The sequence below is a fragment of the Bacteroides sp. GD17 genome (assembly GCF_038448625.1).
Taxonomy (GTDB): Bacteria; Bacteroidota; Bacteroidia; order Bacteroidales; family Bacteroidaceae; genus Bacteroides.
On record NZ_JBCEZS010000001.1, the window covers coordinates 904,365 to 921,818 of the forward strand.

The window sequence follows — 17,454 nt, forward strand, 5'->3', positions numbered from 1 at the left end:
CATTGTTTTGATATAAATTGTTTTTGGAGGAATTGGAATAATGAAAAAAGAACTTTATTTTCTTTGGGTCTTGTTTTTTGGGGTAGTGACTGTACAAGCCGGAAATCATGCTGATATTGAAGCTGCTGAATCTATGTTGAAACGTTTGATTCCCACTTATGCCGATAGATTCCAGTTTAAAAAAGTAGATAGTGAGAAAGATGTTTTTAGAATTGAATCAGCTGCTGATGCAAAGATTTTGATTAGTGGAAACAATGCCAATTCGATGGCGGTTGGTTTAAACTACTATTTAAAGTATTATTGCCTGACTACGGTTTCTTGGTATGCAGATCAACCGGTGGAGATGCCGGAGATACTACCGCAAGTGCCTTCACCCATAGAGATAACGGCAAAAGTAGAAAGGCGGTTCTTTTTGAATTATTGTACTTTCGGCTATAGCATGGCTTTCTGGGATTGGGAAGATTGGCAAAGGTTTATTGACTGGATGGCACTCAATGGTGTAAATATGCCTTTGGCCATAACGGGGCAAGAGGCGGTATGGTACAAAGTCTGGAAAGACATCGGCTTGAAAGACCAAGAAATTCTTTCATACTTCACTGGTCCTGTCTATCTTCCTTGGCATCGGATGGCAAATATTGATTCGTGGAACGGCCCCTTGCCTATAGAGTGGCTTGAAAACCAGACTAAACTTCAACAAAAGATTTTGTCGCGTGAGCGTGAGCTGAATATGAAGCCCGTGCTGCCGGCTTTTAACGGACATGTCCCTGCTGCTTTAAAAAGAATCTATCCTGAGGCGGATATTCAGAGTCTGGGAAAATGGGCTGGATTTACCAAGGAGTATCATTGTTCTTTTTTAAATCCGGAGGAACCTTTGTTTGCGCTGTTACAAAAGAAATTTCTCAAGGAGCAGGAAAAAATATTTGGGACAGAACATATCTATGGTGTTGACCCTTTTAATGAAGGTGAACCTCCTTGCTGGGAACCGGATTATTTAAATAAAGTATCTTCTGATTTGTTTCAGACTTTGAAGGAAGCCGATTCAGAGGCTGAATGGTTACAGATGACTTGGATGTTTTACTTTGACCGAAAAAAATGGACTGCTCCCCGGATAGAGGCTTTCCTGAAAGGAGTTCCTGACAGCAAATTGTCTTTGTTGGACTATCATTGCGAGAATGTGGAATTGTGGAAGCAGACAAACTTTTTTTATGGGCAACCCTATATCTGGTGTTATTTAGGAAATTTTGGCGGAAACACAGGTATCACGGGAAATGTAAAGGAGAGTGGGCGCAGATTGGATGTTGCACTGAAGGAAGGGGGGCGCAATTTGAAGGGGATCGGCTCTACGTTGGAAGGCCTTGATGTCATCCAGTTCCCGTATGAATATATTCTGGAAAAAGCTTGGACGGTTGATAAAGGCGATGATACTTGGGTGAACGCTTTGGCAGACCGTCATGCAGGTAGGGTATCCCGTTCTGTCCGTGAAGCTTGGCAGATTCTGTTTAACGATATATATGTCCAAGTGCCTAAAACCGTTGGAGTTTTGCCTAATTACAGGCCTGTTATGGGGATGAATAGTGGGCGTACAAAGACAGATTATTCCAATCAGCTGCTTTTGCAGGCATGGAAAATGCTGTTGTCGGCTCCTGAACTGAACCGGAATGCGTTGAGGCTGGATGTAATATCCGTTGGCAGGCAACTATTAGGGAATTATTTTCTGACAGTTAAAAATGAATTCGACCGAATGTACGAAGCTGAGGATTTGCAGGTATTAAAAATGCGTGCTGCAGAGATGCGAGAAATTCTGGACGACATTGATATATTAACTTCTTATCATGATTACACTTCTCTTGATAAGTGGATTGCCGATGCCAGGGCTTATAGCGCCGATCCGGCTATTCAGGATTATTATGAGAGAAATGCGAGAAATCTGATAACTACGTGGGGAGGTACATTGAATGATTATGCCAGTCGGACGTGGTCTGGGCTGGTGGCTGGATATTATGCTGTGCGCTGGGACATGTACATAGATGCTGTTGTGCAGGCGGTGGAGAATGGTAAGAAGTTTGACCAGAAAGAATTGGATAATAGCTTGAAAAATTTTGAAGAAGTTTGGGTTGCTTCCAAAACAAAGATAAAACGTCGGATAGAAAGTGGCTTGCAGGAGTATGCCCATCACTTACTAAGAAAATATGAAATAAGAATACATTAGTGTATGGAGGCGTATATATACAGAGTTAATACCGGATATGTGTTGTTTGTCAAGTGTTTAACGAATAATTTTAATGTTATGAAGAAAATCAGTTTTCTTATTTCTCTTTTGGGAATAGCTTTATTGGTAGGATGTACCGTGCGAACTGGAAAGGATATAGATACTGTGAAGAAACCAGTTGACTATGTTAACCCTTATATGGGGAATATCAGTCATTTGTTGGTACCTACGTTCCCAACGATTCATCTTCCCAACAGTATGCTTAGAGTATATCCTGAACGTACTGATTATACAAGTGATTTACTTAATGGACTTCCTATGGTGGTAACCAGCCATCGGGGTAGTTCTGCTTTCAATTTAAGTCCTTCATTGCAGGAAGACTGCAGTCCGATTGTGACTTATAGCTATGATAATGAAGTTATAAAACCATATTATTATAAAGTCCGTTTGGAAGATGAACAGATAGATGTAGAATATGCTCCTTCCCATCAGTCTGCTTTATATAGCATTGCATTTGGTAGCCATGATAAACAACCAAAACTATTTGTTAATTCGAGGAATGGTGCCATTCGTATTGGTGAAGGAAGTGTGAGTGGTTTCCAGCGTTTGGCCAATAATACCCAAGTCTATTTGTATATGGAGACTGATATCCCCTTTCAGGAGTCAGGCATTCTGAAGCAGGGCAAGATAGAATTTACTGAAAAAGAAGCTGCGGGAGAGAATGCTTGTGCTGTGCTGTCTTTTCCTATGAGTACTAAAGTTGTGAACGTACGCTATGGTATTTCTTTTATTAGTGAGGGACAGGCTGAGAAGAACTTGAGACGAGAAATAAAGGATTACGATATGGCTCGTTTGGCCAAACGGGGAAGAGATGTGTGGAATACGGCTTTGGGAAAGATAGAAGTAGATGGGGGAAGTGAAGATGAAAAGTCGGTCTTCTATACTTCGCTTTATCGGGTTTTTGAACGGCCGGTATGCATTAGCGAGGATGGAAGTTATTTTAGTGCATTTGATGGGAAGGTACATGAAGATGGCGGTACTCCTTTTTATACCGATGACTGGATTTGGGATACCTATCGCGCTGCGCATCCGTTGCGGTTGCTCCTTGATGAAGTGGCTGAAGTAGACATTATCAAATCTTATTTGCGAATGGCTGAACAGATGGGCAATTTGTGGATGCCTACATTTCCTGAAATAACAGGGGACTCGCGTCGGATGAACTCCAATCATGCAGTGGCAACAGTGGCTGATGCGGCAGCCAAGGGTTTGCAATTTGACCTAGAAAAGGCTTATGTGGCTTGTCGTAAGGGTATAGAGGAAAAGACATTGGCTCCATGGTCAGGGGCACCTGCCGGCTGGATAGATAATTTCTATAAAAAGAATGGATATATTCCGGCGCTCCAAGAAGGAGAACAGGAATCGGATCCGAATGTACATCCGTTTGAGAAGCGTCAACCGATTGCTGTGACATTGGGCACCTCGTATGATCAATGGTGCTTATCGAGGATTGCTGATATGCTGGGGAGGAAAGAAGATGCTGCCCGCTACTTGAAATGTGCTTATAATTACCGTAATGTATATAATGCTAAAACAGCTTTTTTCCATCCGAAAGATAAAAACGGTAAATGGATTGAACCATTTGATTACCGTTTTTCCGGAGGAATGGGGGCTCGTGAATATTATGGTGAGAACAACGGCTGGATATATCGTTGGGATGTTCCTCACAATATAGCTGACCTGATTGACCTGATGGGAGGATGTGAACAATTTATTGCTAATTTAGATCAGACTTTTAGTGAGTCATTGGGGAGAAGTAAATATGCATTTTATGCACAATTGCCGGATCATACAGGAAATGTAGGGCAATTTTCGATGGCGAATGAGCCCAGTATGCATGTCCCTTATTTGTATAATTATGCAGGACAGCCTTGGAAGACTCAAAAACGCATCAGGCAATTACTCGGCACTTGGTTTCGCAATGATTTAATGGGGATGCCTGGAGATGAAGATGGAGGAGGTATGTCTGCTTTTGTCGTGTTTTCTGCGTTAGGATTCTATCCTGTTACTCCTGGAATTCCTACGTATAATATTGGAAGCCCGATATTTAATCGTGTTCGATTGACTTTAAGTAACGGTAAGACTTTTGAGATAGAAGCCCAAGGGGTATCTGCTGAAAATAAATATATCCAGTCGGTTACATTAAATGGTGAGAGGTGGAATAAGCCCTGGTTTGAGCATGCTGACATAAAGGATGGTGGAAAGCTAGTTCTTATAATGGATAAATATCCCAATAGGACATGGGGAGTTGCGAAGGAAGATGTACCGCCATCAGCTAATGGATTTTGAATTAATAGTGATTTTAAATTTGTTGTAAATATTTTGTTGATAAAGATGTTACGATTTTGTTTAGGTTGTATTGTAGCTTTTATTTGTACCTATTGTTGGGGTAATCCATATAACATAGCATCAAGAGCTCATGTAACAGCATCTTCCACCTTGTCGGAAAAACATTTACCAGTTAATGTTGTAGACGGTGTGATTGGCGTCGACAATATAGGGGAGTGGGCTGAAAAAGGTGAAGTTAATTATTGGGGGCATTGCGTATATCCGTGGATTGAATTGAGATGGGATGAAGAGCAATGGATTAATAAAATCGTATTGTACGATAGGGTTAATGAGTACGATCATATAGCGGCAGTCAGGGTAGAAGGTTCAAATGGTTTTTCTAAAGTTTATCATGGCATTCCTAACAATGGTCTTCCTTATGTAATAGATGTCCCTGACATGAAAGTGTTATGGTTGAAATTTTGTGTTGTTGATGGAGATGGGAAAGATTTAGGCTTCTCGGAAATAGAAGTATATCCTTCTCCGGAGAGCTATGCGGATTTTGTATCTTGGGTGAACCCTTATATTGAGACGATTCCTACTCGCTTCTTTTATTTCATAACGGGTAATCAACCGTACGGTATGATTGGAGCTGCTCCTATTACAAGAAATAAAAATCAAGGTGGAGGTGGGTATAATTATAATTCAACTCAAGTTCTTGGATTTGGGCAACTGCACTGTTGGATGCAGTCTGGCTTGAATATTATGCCTACGACTGGGAACATTGATCCGAGGGAAGGGATGCTGGGTTGGTTATCTACTTTCAGTCATGATGATGAAATTGTCCAACCTGGTTATCATAGACTTTTTTTGCGGGAGCATAAAATTTGGGTCGAACAAACTGCTACAGATCGCTCAAGCTTTTATAAGTACCGCTTTACTGAGAATAACAATGCTGGAATTATTTTGAGTTTGGGAGGTAAACTAGGTAGTGTTGTCATGGCAGATTATGAAGCACATGTGGTATCTAAGAATGAAGTAGAAGGTAGCTTTGTTACAAAAGACCGTTTGTGGGGAGGGCCTCAAAACGCTAAAGTTTTTTTCGTTGTTCAATTGGATAAGCCTTTTAATGATGTAGAAGCATGGGATCGTGATACATTGCTTAGAGATTGTGACTCATTTTCTGGAGAAGAAGGTGGGCTTATTCTTAACTATAAAATGCGTGCAGGAGAGGTATTGCAGTTAAAAGCTTCGATTTCGTTTACTAGTATTGAAAATGCAAGGAACAATTTGCTGAATAGTTGCACACATTGGAGCTTCGATGAAGTTCGTGAAAAATCTCAAAAAGAGTGGAATGATTGGTTAGGGAAAATTGAAGTTAAGGGTGGAACGAATGCTCAAAAAGTGAAATTTTACACGAATTTGTGGCATGTATTGTTAGGACGTCACAAAATTAATGATTTCAGTGGCGATTATCCTGATTTGACACGTGGTAAGAAAATACTGTCAGGTCGTAGGGCTCAATTTAAATATATGTCTGATTTCAAAGTGAAGACTTTACCTAAAGATAGGTTTGGAAAACTTAAGTTCAACATGTATAATTCAGATGCATTTTGGGGGAGCCAATGGAATTTGAATATTTTATGGGGGCTTGTATATCCTCATGTGCTTGATGATTTTGCAGCTTCGTTAATTCAATATGATACGAATGGAGGGTTGTTGCCACGAGGCCCTTCTATGGGTGGTTATTCTTATATAATGGATGGATGCCCTGCTACCTTGTTGATTACAAGTGCATTCCAGCGTTCGATAACCAAAAGATGGGACATATGGAAGGGATATGATGCAATGAAAAGGAATCACAGACAAGGAGGTATGCAATCTTTTGAGATATCTCAACTACAGCCTTTCTATGAGAAGTATGGGTATATTCCGGGAAGACCGGGGTTTACTATACAATGGGCTTTCGAGGACTGGGCGTTATCTCAAATGGCAAGGAGCTTGAGGCAAGAGAGTGATGAAAAATTCTTCGCTAAGCGTTCTTTGGGATGGAGAAAACTGTTTCATCCTCAGATAAAATTACTGTTCCCGAAAGATGAAAAAGGACAGTGGATGAGTTTGAATCCGTTTGATGGTCAGGGATTCGTTGAAGCTTCTTCTTGGCAAGCTTCTTTCGGAGTTTCACATGACCTAAAAGGACTGTCTGCTTTGATGGGTGGAAATGATTCTTTATGTGCGAAGTTGGATTATGCGTTTAAACAATCTATTTCATCTGACTTTAGGCACTCCTATGTTGATTATTCTAATCAACCTGGGCTTTCGGCTGGGCATGTGTTTTCACATATGAAGCAACCTTGGAAAACGCAATATTGGGTTAGACAAGTATGTGAGAAAACATTTGCTGGGATTACTCCTAATGAGGGCTATGGTGGGATGGATGAAGATCAAGGACAAATGGGGGCGCTTCATGCCCTAATGCAGATAGGACTTTTTTGTATTAATGGTGGGTCCGCTCAATATCCTTCTTACGAAATAACAAGTCCTATCTTTGATGAGATAATAATACATCTTGATTCTGATTATTACGAGGGAGATACATTTAAAATAAAAACTTATTTCAACTCGTCAGAAAACTGTTATATACAGCGTGCTTCTTTGAATGGAGAACAATATAACTCTTTTTTGATACCTCACGATAAATTGGTACAAGGTGGAATCTTGGAGTTATGGATGGGTAAGAATCCCAATTTAGATTGGGGAGTAGAGTGTCCTGATTAATATTATTAAGAGATGATTAAATGAATAAGAATCTGAAAAATCAATTTATACGCAATGATGAATAAAATAGTATTGATTATGATTGCCGTGTTCTTACTGGTGATAGGAGGTCAAGTGTCGGCTCAGAAGAAAGTAGAAAAATATCTGATGTCAGAAAGTAGAAAGGGAGCATCAGAAATAACCAATGATGTGAATTATGGTATTGTATCCTCTACTGAGGTTAAAAAAGATATGAAGCGTGTATTGGAGTATTTGGAAAAGAATACTCCTTATAGAGTGATAGATGGGCAGACGGGCAAACATGTCTCATCTGGTGTGGAACTGAATAGGAACGCGAAGTTAGAACAAGGGACCTTCAGCTTGGCAGGTAATGAATGTGGGATGACTTATTCAGCGATGCTTACCGCTGCTGAGCTTATTGGTGATGATTCTTATCAGAACTATGCACGCAACCGTCTCGTTTTTTTGGCAGAGGTATTGCCTCTTTTCGGGAGGGCTTATGAGAAGTATGGCATTGCTGATAGTGTGATGATCCAACTATTGTCCCCGCGTGATTTGGACGACTGTGGCACGATGTGTGCAGCCATGATAAAGGCGTGTTTGGCAGAGGAAATATCAGGGGGGCGTCCGTTGATAGAAGATTGGGCTAATACAGTGATGTATAGGACTACGCGTTTGACAGATGGTACGTTCTCGCGTGATTGTCCTTTTCGTCATACATTATGGTTGGATGATATATATAAGGGTGTTCCTGCATTGACTTTGATGGGGAGATTTTCGGAGTATAACCAAACTAAATACTACCGGGAGGCTCTTGCTCAAATTGATGGATTTGCTGACAGGTTGTTTGTTCTGGAGAAGGGGCTTTTCCGGCATGGATGGGTTGAGGGTATGAGAGTACATCCTTCTTATTATTGGGGACCAGCTAATGGGATGGCTATGCTTACGTTGTGTGAGGTACTTGATGCGTTACCTTCGAATTATGAGGGAAGAGGTGATTTGATAGAGTTGTTGAGTAGACATATTGAGGGAGTGAGTGCTTGTCAAAGTAAGGATGGCTTTTGGTATCGTTTACTCGATCGTAGTGATTCCGGTTATGAGACTTCCTCTACAGCTTTTTTTGTGTATGCGATTGCACATGCCATCAATCGTGGATGGGTGGATGCAATAGCTTATGGGCCAGTAGTTTTACATGGATGGCAAGCTGTTTCGTCTACTATTGGAAGTGATGGGAAGCTAGCTGGTGTCTGTACTTCTACCGGAGTTGCTTACGATCCGGCTTATTATATCCGACGGCCTACGGCTGATAATTTACTTTCAGGGTATGGAGCAGTGATTGGTGCTGGTGCCGAAGTGTGTAAGTTGCTTGAAAATTATTATCCAAAAATGAATGCTGGTGCTGTGTGTTTTTATTCGACTTTGCAACAGAGTAGTACACCTGTATTTACGTATGCAGAACCGGGGAATTTTCTCCAGTTTGTGGCTGGAATCAGTCGCTTGAATTCAAAAGCACCAGTGGTATTTGTCATCGGGGATTCTACTGTGAAATACCGTTCGGGCAAAGGTGAAGCCGATCGATGGGGATGGGGAGGCTTTTTGCAAGATTATTTCGATTCTTCGCGTATTACAGTCGAAAATTGTGCTGTAGAGGGACGAAGTAGTCGTACTTATATTACTGAAGGGCTATGGGACAGACTTTTGCCGGCATTGCGTAAAGGAGACTATTTGATAATAGACTTTGGGCATAATGACAATAATCCGTTGAATACAGGATTGGCTCGAGGAACACTTCACGGAATAGGTAGCGAATCAAAAAAAATGGTGATTGAACGTGATGGAAGCATGGAGAAGATTTTTACCTATGGTCACTATATGCGTATGTATATACGTCAGGCGAAGGCTAAAGGGGTTGAGGTCATTCTTCTATCGCATACGCCTGCGAATCAATGGGAGAATGGGAAAATGAAACGTTGTACGCAAACTTATCGTAAATGGACCAAAGAACTGGCTGAGCAGGAGAATGTGAATTTTGTGGATTTGAATGATCTTACAGCCAGCAAATTCGACCTTATAGGACCTGAAGATGCTAAAGTGTATTATAAAGACTTAGTGCACACTTCTAAAGAAGGTGCTATTATGAATGCAGAATCTGTAGCTGAAGGAATTAGCCGGTTGGAAAAATGTGATCTGAAAAGCTTTCTGAATAGTTACTATAAGCATAATCTTAAAGTTTTAAAATGTGAATGATTTTGTATGTTGTGTAGGAAGGACAAAATAAAAAAGACCGCCAAGAGTGGAAGCCTCCTAACAGTCTAAATCTTCATCAGTAGCGGGACCCGGGATTGAACCGGGGACCTCATGATTATGAATCATGCGCTCTAACCAGCTGAGCTATCCCGCCATCGTTTCTCGATTGCGGGTGCAAAGATGCTTATAATAAGGCAATTATCTGGATTCGAGAAAGCGGCATATTTGTAACTAAAATGCGCTTCTTTTCTTTGGTTTAACTCACGGTTTAACTTTCAAAGAAAACCAAGATAAATTCAACAATAAATTATTAATCTCTTTGCAGCCCTAAACTGCATTGCAAATATAGTTAATATTACTCTATCAAACAATGATTATTCTTTGTAATAGAGGTAAGTGCAATCACTTTTTTATCTATCTTATGATAAGGTATATCCAGAAAAATAGATGATTTGTCAGTTGGTTATCATTCATCCTGCTGTATAAATCCAATTCTTCTGCGTGGCTTTTCTTCCAATTTCTTCTTGGCTTGCAGTTCAGCCAATGTTTGATTGATAAGTTCTAACTGCATCCGTGTATCGTCATTAATATCGTTATAATCGGCAAACACTTCTTCGATGTAATCTTTCAACTCGTTAATTTGCTTTTCTAACTGCCCCACTCTGTCAATCTGTGGAGTGGTAATCAATTGGCGCATGGCAACGAAAGCACGCACTATGAGAACGCTTGTTTGAATTGCAATGTCACTTCTAAGCACACTTGAAAGCATCACAACTCCATGTTCTGTAAAAGCCAATGGTATAGCTGATTTGGGACGTTTTAAACGTGATGTCATCACAAATTGTGATGAGATAGATTCCCATTCCTCCAATGTGAGTTGAAACATAAAGTCTTTTGGGAAACGGTCTATATTACGTTTTACAGACTGGTTTAGCACGCGTGTTTCTACTTGGTACATTTCCGCAAGGTCAAAGTCAAGCATTACTTTCTGACCTCTGATTTCATATATTTTGCTTTGAATTACTTGTAACTGTTCCATTGATTAAATCTTTAAGGTGCAAAGGTAATCAACTTGAAAGTATGTAGGAATAAAAGTCTGTCAAAAAATGCACTTCTACTCCATTACTAAAATTTTGGCTTCCAGCGTTTGGCATTATCCTGAGTAATGGTTAGTCTTGTATATGCGAAACTCAGAATTTTGTAGCTATGGAAGATAGGGCAAAATTGGAAGTTAATAATATTGTTTAGAACTGAAAAAAGCCAACTTATCCGTTGTTTGAAGTGCATACTTCAAATGGGTAGGTTGGCTTTTTATTTGCGTGAAGTTTTAGAGTATTATTGCCAAGTCAGTATATAAGTTTCTGTTGAAGAAGAACCTCCATAAGCCTTAGTATAAGTTTCAACTATTCTAATAGGATAACCTTCATTATCAAGTTCATAAGTATAACTTGCTTTATCTCCATCGCTATGTTCTGTACTTTTAAGTAAATTCTTATTAGTAGTTCCCAAAAGATTAGGATGAGCCATTAATAATAAATCACCTAATTCTATTCCAGCAATATCATCAAGGTCTAAAGCATTAATATCAATGATAGAATGCTTGTTTTCTTTGTCAGTATAATAAGTGCAAGTAAGTGTCTCTTCATCAGAGCCATCTTTACTTATGAACTTATTAATATTTCCATTTGCCCATGACCATGTAAAGTCATCTTCTGGTCCTCCATAAGCTTTCGTTAATTGCTTATTATTGTATGTCAGGGTGTATGAATAATTGCCAATAACAGAAGTTATGATGCCATTCTTTAATAAAAATGTAGCAGGTTCTTCTTTCCAATCAGCGGTTGTTTCTACTGTAATACTGTTCTCCGACCATATCACATCAATGCTTTCTCCATATCCATTTGATGCAGATATTAATTGTTTTTTATCATTGTAAGTGAATGTACTGGTATTAGTTGAGTAGTCACTTTTTCTTGTTATTGATTTCAATAACTTACCGGACACAACTGTACCGCCACCATTGTCTTCTTCATCATCATCACTACTGCAAGCTGCAAAATTCACGCTGATAAGGATAGCAATTAAAGCCATTCCTAATAATCTAAATGTTCTCATTTTTATTCAATTTTGGGTTATTAATAAAGTTCTTTAAGCACAAGTTTCATTTAGTGGAAATTGATAGCATCCGCCAAAATGATAATATATGAATTTGATGTAATCTGTAATCTCACTTTGTCTTCTTCCACCACAAGTACTAATTTATCGATTCCACCTGCAAATACATTATAGCAAATAGAATATTGATTAGGTTCATTAGTGTTTAAAAACCAACCTTCTGAACTAAGTAATAAATCAAAACCAGAATACATTCCTATAAAAACTCCACAACGCTGTATATATTCCATTGTATCTCCAAAATCCAACTGTGAAAAAACAGCACTTCTTCTGAAAATCGTAGTTGCATCCTCGCAGTTATCATTAGTTAATGTAAGTATGAGTTTGCCATTCTTATAAATGCCTACCCTTGTGAATTGAAAATAGAAATCATCTCCATTCATGATTTCTTGTAATTTGTCCTTTGCTTTCATTTTTGTTTCATTTAGCTCTCCAAATCCCCATAAGAAAGCGATTAGTAAATAAGCTCTGGATAAGTGTGAGGAACACAGTATAGAACTGCACACTTATTTGATAGATAGATATACTGTCTGTTTTTGCTTGTATGTATTATAGCCAATGTTCCCTTACTGACTGTTACATAATAAAAGAAGCGTGGGAACTTGAATATCACCGTTCAGAGGTATCGCCAAACACCCACAACTCAATGATAAACAAGCCCACGCCAAACGATATATAGACTATCTAAGCAGATAGGTATATAACATTGACGTGAGCGTTCCTGCCTATCACCTTGAGTTGTTCATTAAATTGGCGATTTTCTGAACAAGGTAATATCTTAAACGCTCTTTGTTAACTAAATATGTCCTTCCAGTCTTTAACTCATTAGGTGTCTGGAATTGGCACAAAGTTACTAATTTGCGTTTGATTAGCAAGAACTATTGTTTATTAAATGGTTAGTGGGTAGTTTTTCCTGGTAACTTCAAGTAGGTGGAAAATCCAGAAGCCGCCATATAAGAGCAAAATTCTGAATATTTCCACCTCATTAATGTTTAAAGCTTTATAAACTGATTCTTTATCCGTTGAACTGTAGAGATTCCAATGCCTTGTAATTTGGCTATGTTTCTTATACTATATCCTTTTTTTAGTAAGGTTATCACCTCTCTATATTCTTCCAGTTTCTTATCATCAGTTTTGATACTGCCTTTTTTTCTGCCAAGTTTACCACCTTTGGCAATGTAGTTTGCCCTTCCAGAATTAAGACGGTAGGTAATGTTTGACCGTTCAATGTTAGCCATTTCAGCCAAAACAGTTACCATAATAGAAGCTATTGGATTAACCTCACCATTAGGTTGCAAAGTATATAAGCCTAAATTCTGTATATAGACCGATACCTTAGCCTCATGTAGTATATCCAGAGATTTAAGCACTTGTAATGTACTTCTGCCAAGTCTGGAAAGTTCAGATAATAGTAAGTAGTCCACATTATTTCTTATGCAAAACTGTAGGCAGTCAGTAAGCACCTGCCGTTCTTCATTCTTCTTTGCACCGCTTATGTGTTCCTCAAATATGGAAATAACTTCTATTTCTTGAGAATTGGCAAATCGTTTTAAATCCTCTATCTGCCTTGTTGTGTCCTGCCTGTCATTGGCAGAAGAAACACGAGCATATATTACTGCTGTCTTCATCTTATTCTTTGAATTAATTGATAACTAAAAAGAATGTGTTCAGACCAATCTTATAGATTAATTTGAACACATTCCTTATTTGAACACACATACTAAAACGGTCTGTTCCCATATTTATAGTCTAATATGGAATTACACACCCTATCATAAAATGAGAATCCGCAACCCGAACAGAAATAGCTTTCATAAATGGCTGCATATTCTTTCTGTAGTTTGTTTTCTAACAGTCCATCAAACTTAATTATCCAATATTTGAGTGCTTGTAATCTCTTTATGTATTGGAGATTATTCTCACATAGGCATAAGTTCTCCTGTAATGTAGTAATATGGTTTACAGCATTATCAATTACTTTATTCTCCATAATGATAAAAATTAAATGATTAGTAATTCTTTTTTATATTACTGTACAGAGGGGGACTAAAGGGGTTGTGTGCTCAAAAGGCAGGCACTATGTCTATTTTTGAGTGCTGACTTTTTAATGGGGAGGGGGATTTCTATATTAAGTACCTTACATATCTGCTCTCTTGACTTTTAGCTAAACTGAATATAGATGATTTTTTAGTTAGGTAGTCTTTTTAATGATATTAGCTATATGAGGCATATTATAAAGTAGGTGCTATATAACTCTGCCTAAAGTGGGTATTTATTGAATTTCAGAATCGGAGAAAAAGTAGTTTGGGGGTTGTGTGCCAAAAATAAAAGCCGCAAGGGTCACTTACGGCTTGGCGATATATTAAACAATGTAACCTCTTTCAAGGTCTTCATCGGTAATTATTTCGGGATATATATTCTTGATTATAGCTAATTGGCTTTCAGAAGTTATCAGAAATATATCCTCTCTAAGAAGGTGTATTTCTTTTCTATCCCTCTTGACATAGCCTTTTTCTTCGGCTTCATTGATGTATTTCGATACTGTTCCTTTGGCTAAGCCAAGTTCTTCTGCTAATTTGTTTTGGCTGTAAAGAGTAGTGTTTGTTCCGTTTAAGCATTTGCATTTCAGTAGGATAAGAAAGCCTTTCAATTCTCTGCTTATCGGTTCATCATATAGTTTATTAGAAATGAGAACATAATGTTCTGTATCTAATTGGTAGCTGCATCTGTTGAATTTTCCATATTGTCCGTAAATGTCTGTCTTATCTATCTGTATCAATCCAAGTGATTCAAACTTATGCAGCCATTCCCTTATTTGGTCTGTCTTTTTAATTCCATAGAAATTAGCTAAGTTTTCCTGTTTGGTGTGCGATTCTAAGGTGTAGCAATCGGAACAGAGAGCCAAGCAATAGAATAGATATGTTTCCAGCAGATTAAGTTTTCCTGCGATATTAGATGTTATTTTTCTGTACGGGGTCATTAGCAACCGATTTATTATAGTTAGTGAAATAAATATCTCCGTTCTTGACTAATCTTCTGTAATGGTGATTTCCGAAATAAGTCTTTGCTTCCTTCTGATTCGTGAATGTCAGTCCTGTAGGTAAGTGAATAATCATAGTTAATTAAATATGAGATTTTGAACTTTAGTTATCTGTTCCGATTTTGGCAAAAATCGGTAGGTAGGTATTTATATATAGGTATTTATATGCGACCCCCCTAAAATGAATATTTCGCACCCCCTAAAATGAACACTATTTTTTTGAGAGTTAGAATCTGATATTGAGAATTTTTTCTCTGCGGGTTTGATATAGGAGATTTTGAGATATGCTATTATATTCGTAGTTCTGTATAATTCCAAATAAAATCGGCATAATCATTAGTTATGAAGAAAAGGAGAATATTTCATTAGTTATTGAGATAGTTACCAACATTTCTCTCAAATTCTGTATTGGGTATAGAAAGACAAGATTTTCTGATTTTGTAGGTAATAGTTAGACTATCTCACTAATTAATTGATAACCTCTCTTTTTACCAACCCAACATGGAACAGCTTGGTAATAGAGCATAATAAGTTTAGGTGCTATATCTTCTTCGGGGTGAATATTCAATATTTCAAATATTCTCGTTAACTCATTAACTATTTTCTCATTAGAATATCTGTTGCCAACTTTGAATGTATTCTTAATCAGTCTGATAACCTTATTCCCTTTACGCTGTGTGAGAATCATTTCCTCTCTGATTTTCTTTTCAGTATATTTAAGTTCTTCTATTCTCTCTTTGCCCAGAGTTTCAAATGCTTCCACAATAAACGGGTCAACTTTACGCATATCATTAATGAAGTCTAAGGCATATTCCGAATTAGGAGCTTCTATTTCACTAAGCAATTGCACCATTTTTCTGCGCTTGTTCTTAACAGAGCGTGCACCCCTAATCAGCTTCAATTTCTCGTCATTCTCATTGTATTCGCAATTCTCAAATGCCGGATTAAAAAAATGATTGTCAGTGTACCATTGCTCTATTTCTCTTTTGGCTTGGTATCTGTTATCCACCAACACGGAATTAATCTCATTATCTATAGCAAACCAATTCTTGGTAAAATCGGGATATAGGAATTTACGGAACGGTGCGGTTTCAAGAATCTCACCGAAAGCATTTCTGTATTCTTTGTAATCAGCACTATTATATAATGTCTGGATTAAGTTGTAGGCAAATTCTTGGTTTGAAATATGCTTCTCTATCTCCTCTCTGGATTGAACTACTATTTCGGGATTCACTCTGTAGATATGTGTTGCTGATTTTATGCCGTTACGAAATCTTCCGCAAATCTGTATGCAGTCCGTTTCCACATCGAGTATGGTATATTCGGAAACATAGGGGTCTGTAACCATTACTAAATCGGGCTGATAGTCTAACTCTAAATCAAATGCCGTAAAGAATCTGCCTGTGAAGAAGTTGTATTTCTTCATGGTGTCTGCGCTCCAATCGCTATAAGCATTACCAAAAGAGTATTCATTTCTCAACTTTAAGCGGCTTTTGGGTGCGCAATAAACGGCTGAATCTTCTAATAGTCCGAACTGTTTCATTATCGAATAAATCATAACTACTGAATTAACGAAAAAGCAAACAGTTCCCTCTTTATGCTTGCCTAAATATTCGATTACTGCCTTGTTGGTATTATAAGTATGTGTGACGGTTATCTCCTGCCGATAATCATAGTTAGCACTCACTTCTATTGTTTCAAAGTGGTTATCTTTAAATCGTGGGTCACTAAACACAATGGGAGTAGCGGAAACAAGTGCTTTGCTTCTGAAACGGAAAAAATCATTCATTGGCAACACTATATCTATTCTGAAATCAACGTCTTTAATTAATTGGTGGCATTCATCCATCAGCAAGAAGAAATGGTTATAAATGTCAATACCGCATCTTTCACAAGCCGCTTTTACCTTTCCGAAACTTTCGGGGGTAGTCATTATCTTGTGCAGATTGTTATTGGTTAGATAATTGCAAATCTTATCTGTTGTAACATCTTCATAAACGCCTAACAGATTGCTGTATTTGCCACACTTGCTTTTGATAACGGGTACATTGGGTACTATGATAATGGAGTTCCTTTTGGTTTCCAGTTCAAGTGTTGTAGCACCGCAGCCGGGTATTCTTTTGGAAAGTATGCAGTTTGACAGAATCTCATTCATAACGTCAGACAAGTATTGACCTTTATGTAGAGTAATCATAATCCTTTGCTTTCTAAATAGTTAATAAAATCATCACTTCTCTTTATGCTGAAATAGAGTTTACCGAAACGGAACAGTCCTCTAAGCTTTATATAGGCTTCGGTTTCTCTTAAAAATGGTATTCGGGCAATGTTGTATTTCTGTTCTATCAGTTGCTTTAAACAGTCTGTCTGGAAGTCAGCAACCAGATTTGAAGTGTCTGATGGAAAAATGCCGAAATCTTCATAATCTCCTGTATTCAGATAATTCAATATCCAGTTCCATGTATTAGGCGTTAGCATATATTGTAATCCTGTTACTGCCGTTGTGCTTACTAATGCAAATGATTCATCGAGACGAATATCAAGGATTCTGTGCTGTTTCATTAAGGTCTTGACTTGGCGGTGGGCAATCTCGTTATCTGTTACGAATGGTATCTGTAATGTTCTCATATTCGATTTCCTATAGAAGAAAAGGGGAGCGAAATTATGCTCCACTCCCCTTTAA

General features: G+C 38.2%; 12 protein-coding genes and 1 tRNA gene. 4 read left to right on the forward strand and 9 right to left on the reverse strand.

Annotated features, from left to right (window positions below; all coding sequences use genetic code 11):
* Positions 1 to 37 precede the first annotated feature (37 nt).
* The 4 genes from AAE250_RS03060 (at position 38) to AAE250_RS03075 (ending at position 9,559) form a co-directional block, all read left to right on the forward strand.
* Positions 38 to 2,209: an alpha-N-acetylglucosaminidase gene (locus AAE250_RS03060; RefSeq protein WP_446715722.1), complete on the forward strand. Its 2,172-nt coding sequence runs from the start codon at positions 38 to 40 to the stop codon at positions 2,207 to 2,209.
* 78 nt (positions 2,210 to 2,287) lie between these two features.
* The gene (locus AAE250_RS03065; RefSeq protein WP_342288683.1) at positions 2,288 to 4,555 is read left to right on the forward strand and encodes a GH92 family glycosyl hydrolase; all 2,268 of its coding nucleotides are present in this window, start codon (positions 2,288 to 2,290) and stop codon (positions 4,553 to 4,555) included.
* Positions 4,556 to 4,600: 45 nt separating this feature from the next.
* Entirely contained in the window at positions 4,601 to 7,312 is a 2,712-nt protein-coding gene (locus AAE250_RS03070) for a GH92 family glycosyl hydrolase (protein WP_342288684.1), read from the forward strand.
* 54 nt (positions 7,313 to 7,366) lie between these two features.
* Positions 7,367 to 9,559, forward strand: coding sequence for a glycoside hydrolase family 88 protein (locus AAE250_RS03075; RefSeq protein ID WP_342288685.1), 2,193 nt, complete (start codon positions 7,367 to 7,369; stop codon positions 9,557 to 9,559).
* Positions 9,560 to 9,639: 80 nt separating this feature from the next.
* Here AAE250_RS03075 and AAE250_RS03080 read toward each other — a convergent pair.
* The 9 genes from AAE250_RS03080 to AAE250_RS03120 form a co-directional block, all read right to left on the reverse strand.
* Positions 9,640 to 9,713, reverse strand: a tRNA-Met gene (locus tag AAE250_RS03080).
* A 312-nt stretch (positions 9,714 to 10,025) separates the two neighbouring features.
* Positions 10,026 to 10,598 (reverse strand): ORF6N domain-containing protein, encoded by a 573-nt coding sequence (locus AAE250_RS03085; RefSeq protein ID WP_342288686.1) that lies wholly within the window; start codon positions 10,596 to 10,598, stop codon positions 10,026 to 10,028.
* Positions 10,599 to 10,894: 296 nt separating this feature from the next.
* Positions 10,895 to 11,674, reverse strand: coding sequence for a hypothetical protein (locus AAE250_RS03090; RefSeq protein WP_342288687.1), 780 nt, complete (start codon positions 11,672 to 11,674; stop codon positions 10,895 to 10,897).
* A 50-nt stretch (positions 11,675 to 11,724) separates the two neighbouring features.
* Positions 11,725 to 12,147 carry a hypothetical protein gene (locus tag AAE250_RS03095; RefSeq protein ID WP_195547700.1) on the reverse strand — a complete coding sequence of 141 codons (423 nt, stop codon included), beginning with the start codon at positions 12,145 to 12,147 and terminating at the stop codon, positions 11,725 to 11,727.
* Between the two features lie 579 nt (positions 12,148 to 12,726).
* Positions 12,727 to 13,362 (reverse strand): recombinase family protein, encoded by a 636-nt coding sequence (locus tag AAE250_RS03100; RefSeq protein WP_342288688.1) that lies wholly within the window; start codon positions 13,360 to 13,362, stop codon positions 12,727 to 12,729.
* A gap of 92 nt (positions 13,363 to 13,454) precedes the next feature.
* Positions 13,455 to 13,724 (reverse strand): hypothetical protein, encoded by a 270-nt coding sequence (locus tag AAE250_RS03105; RefSeq protein ID WP_342288689.1) that lies wholly within the window; start codon positions 13,722 to 13,724, stop codon positions 13,455 to 13,457.
* Between the two features lie 372 nt (positions 13,725 to 14,096).
* Complete coding sequence (locus tag AAE250_RS03110) at positions 14,097 to 14,714, reverse strand: helix-turn-helix domain-containing protein (RefSeq protein WP_342288690.1); 618 nt, start codon at positions 14,712 to 14,714, stop codon at positions 14,097 to 14,099.
* Positions 14,715 to 15,225: 511 nt separating this feature from the next.
* Complete coding sequence (locus AAE250_RS03115) at positions 15,226 to 16,968, reverse strand: DEAD/DEAH box helicase family protein (protein ID WP_342288691.1); 1,743 nt, start codon at positions 16,966 to 16,968, stop codon at positions 15,226 to 15,228.
* On the reverse strand, positions 16,965 to 17,399 hold the full coding sequence (locus AAE250_RS03120; RefSeq protein WP_342288692.1) for a hypothetical protein: 435 nt from the start codon (positions 17,397 to 17,399) through the stop codon (positions 16,965 to 16,967). The genes AAE250_RS03115 and AAE250_RS03120 overlap by 4 nt, the downstream gene beginning before the upstream one ends.
* Between the last annotated feature and the right edge of the window lie 55 nt (positions 17,400 to 17,454).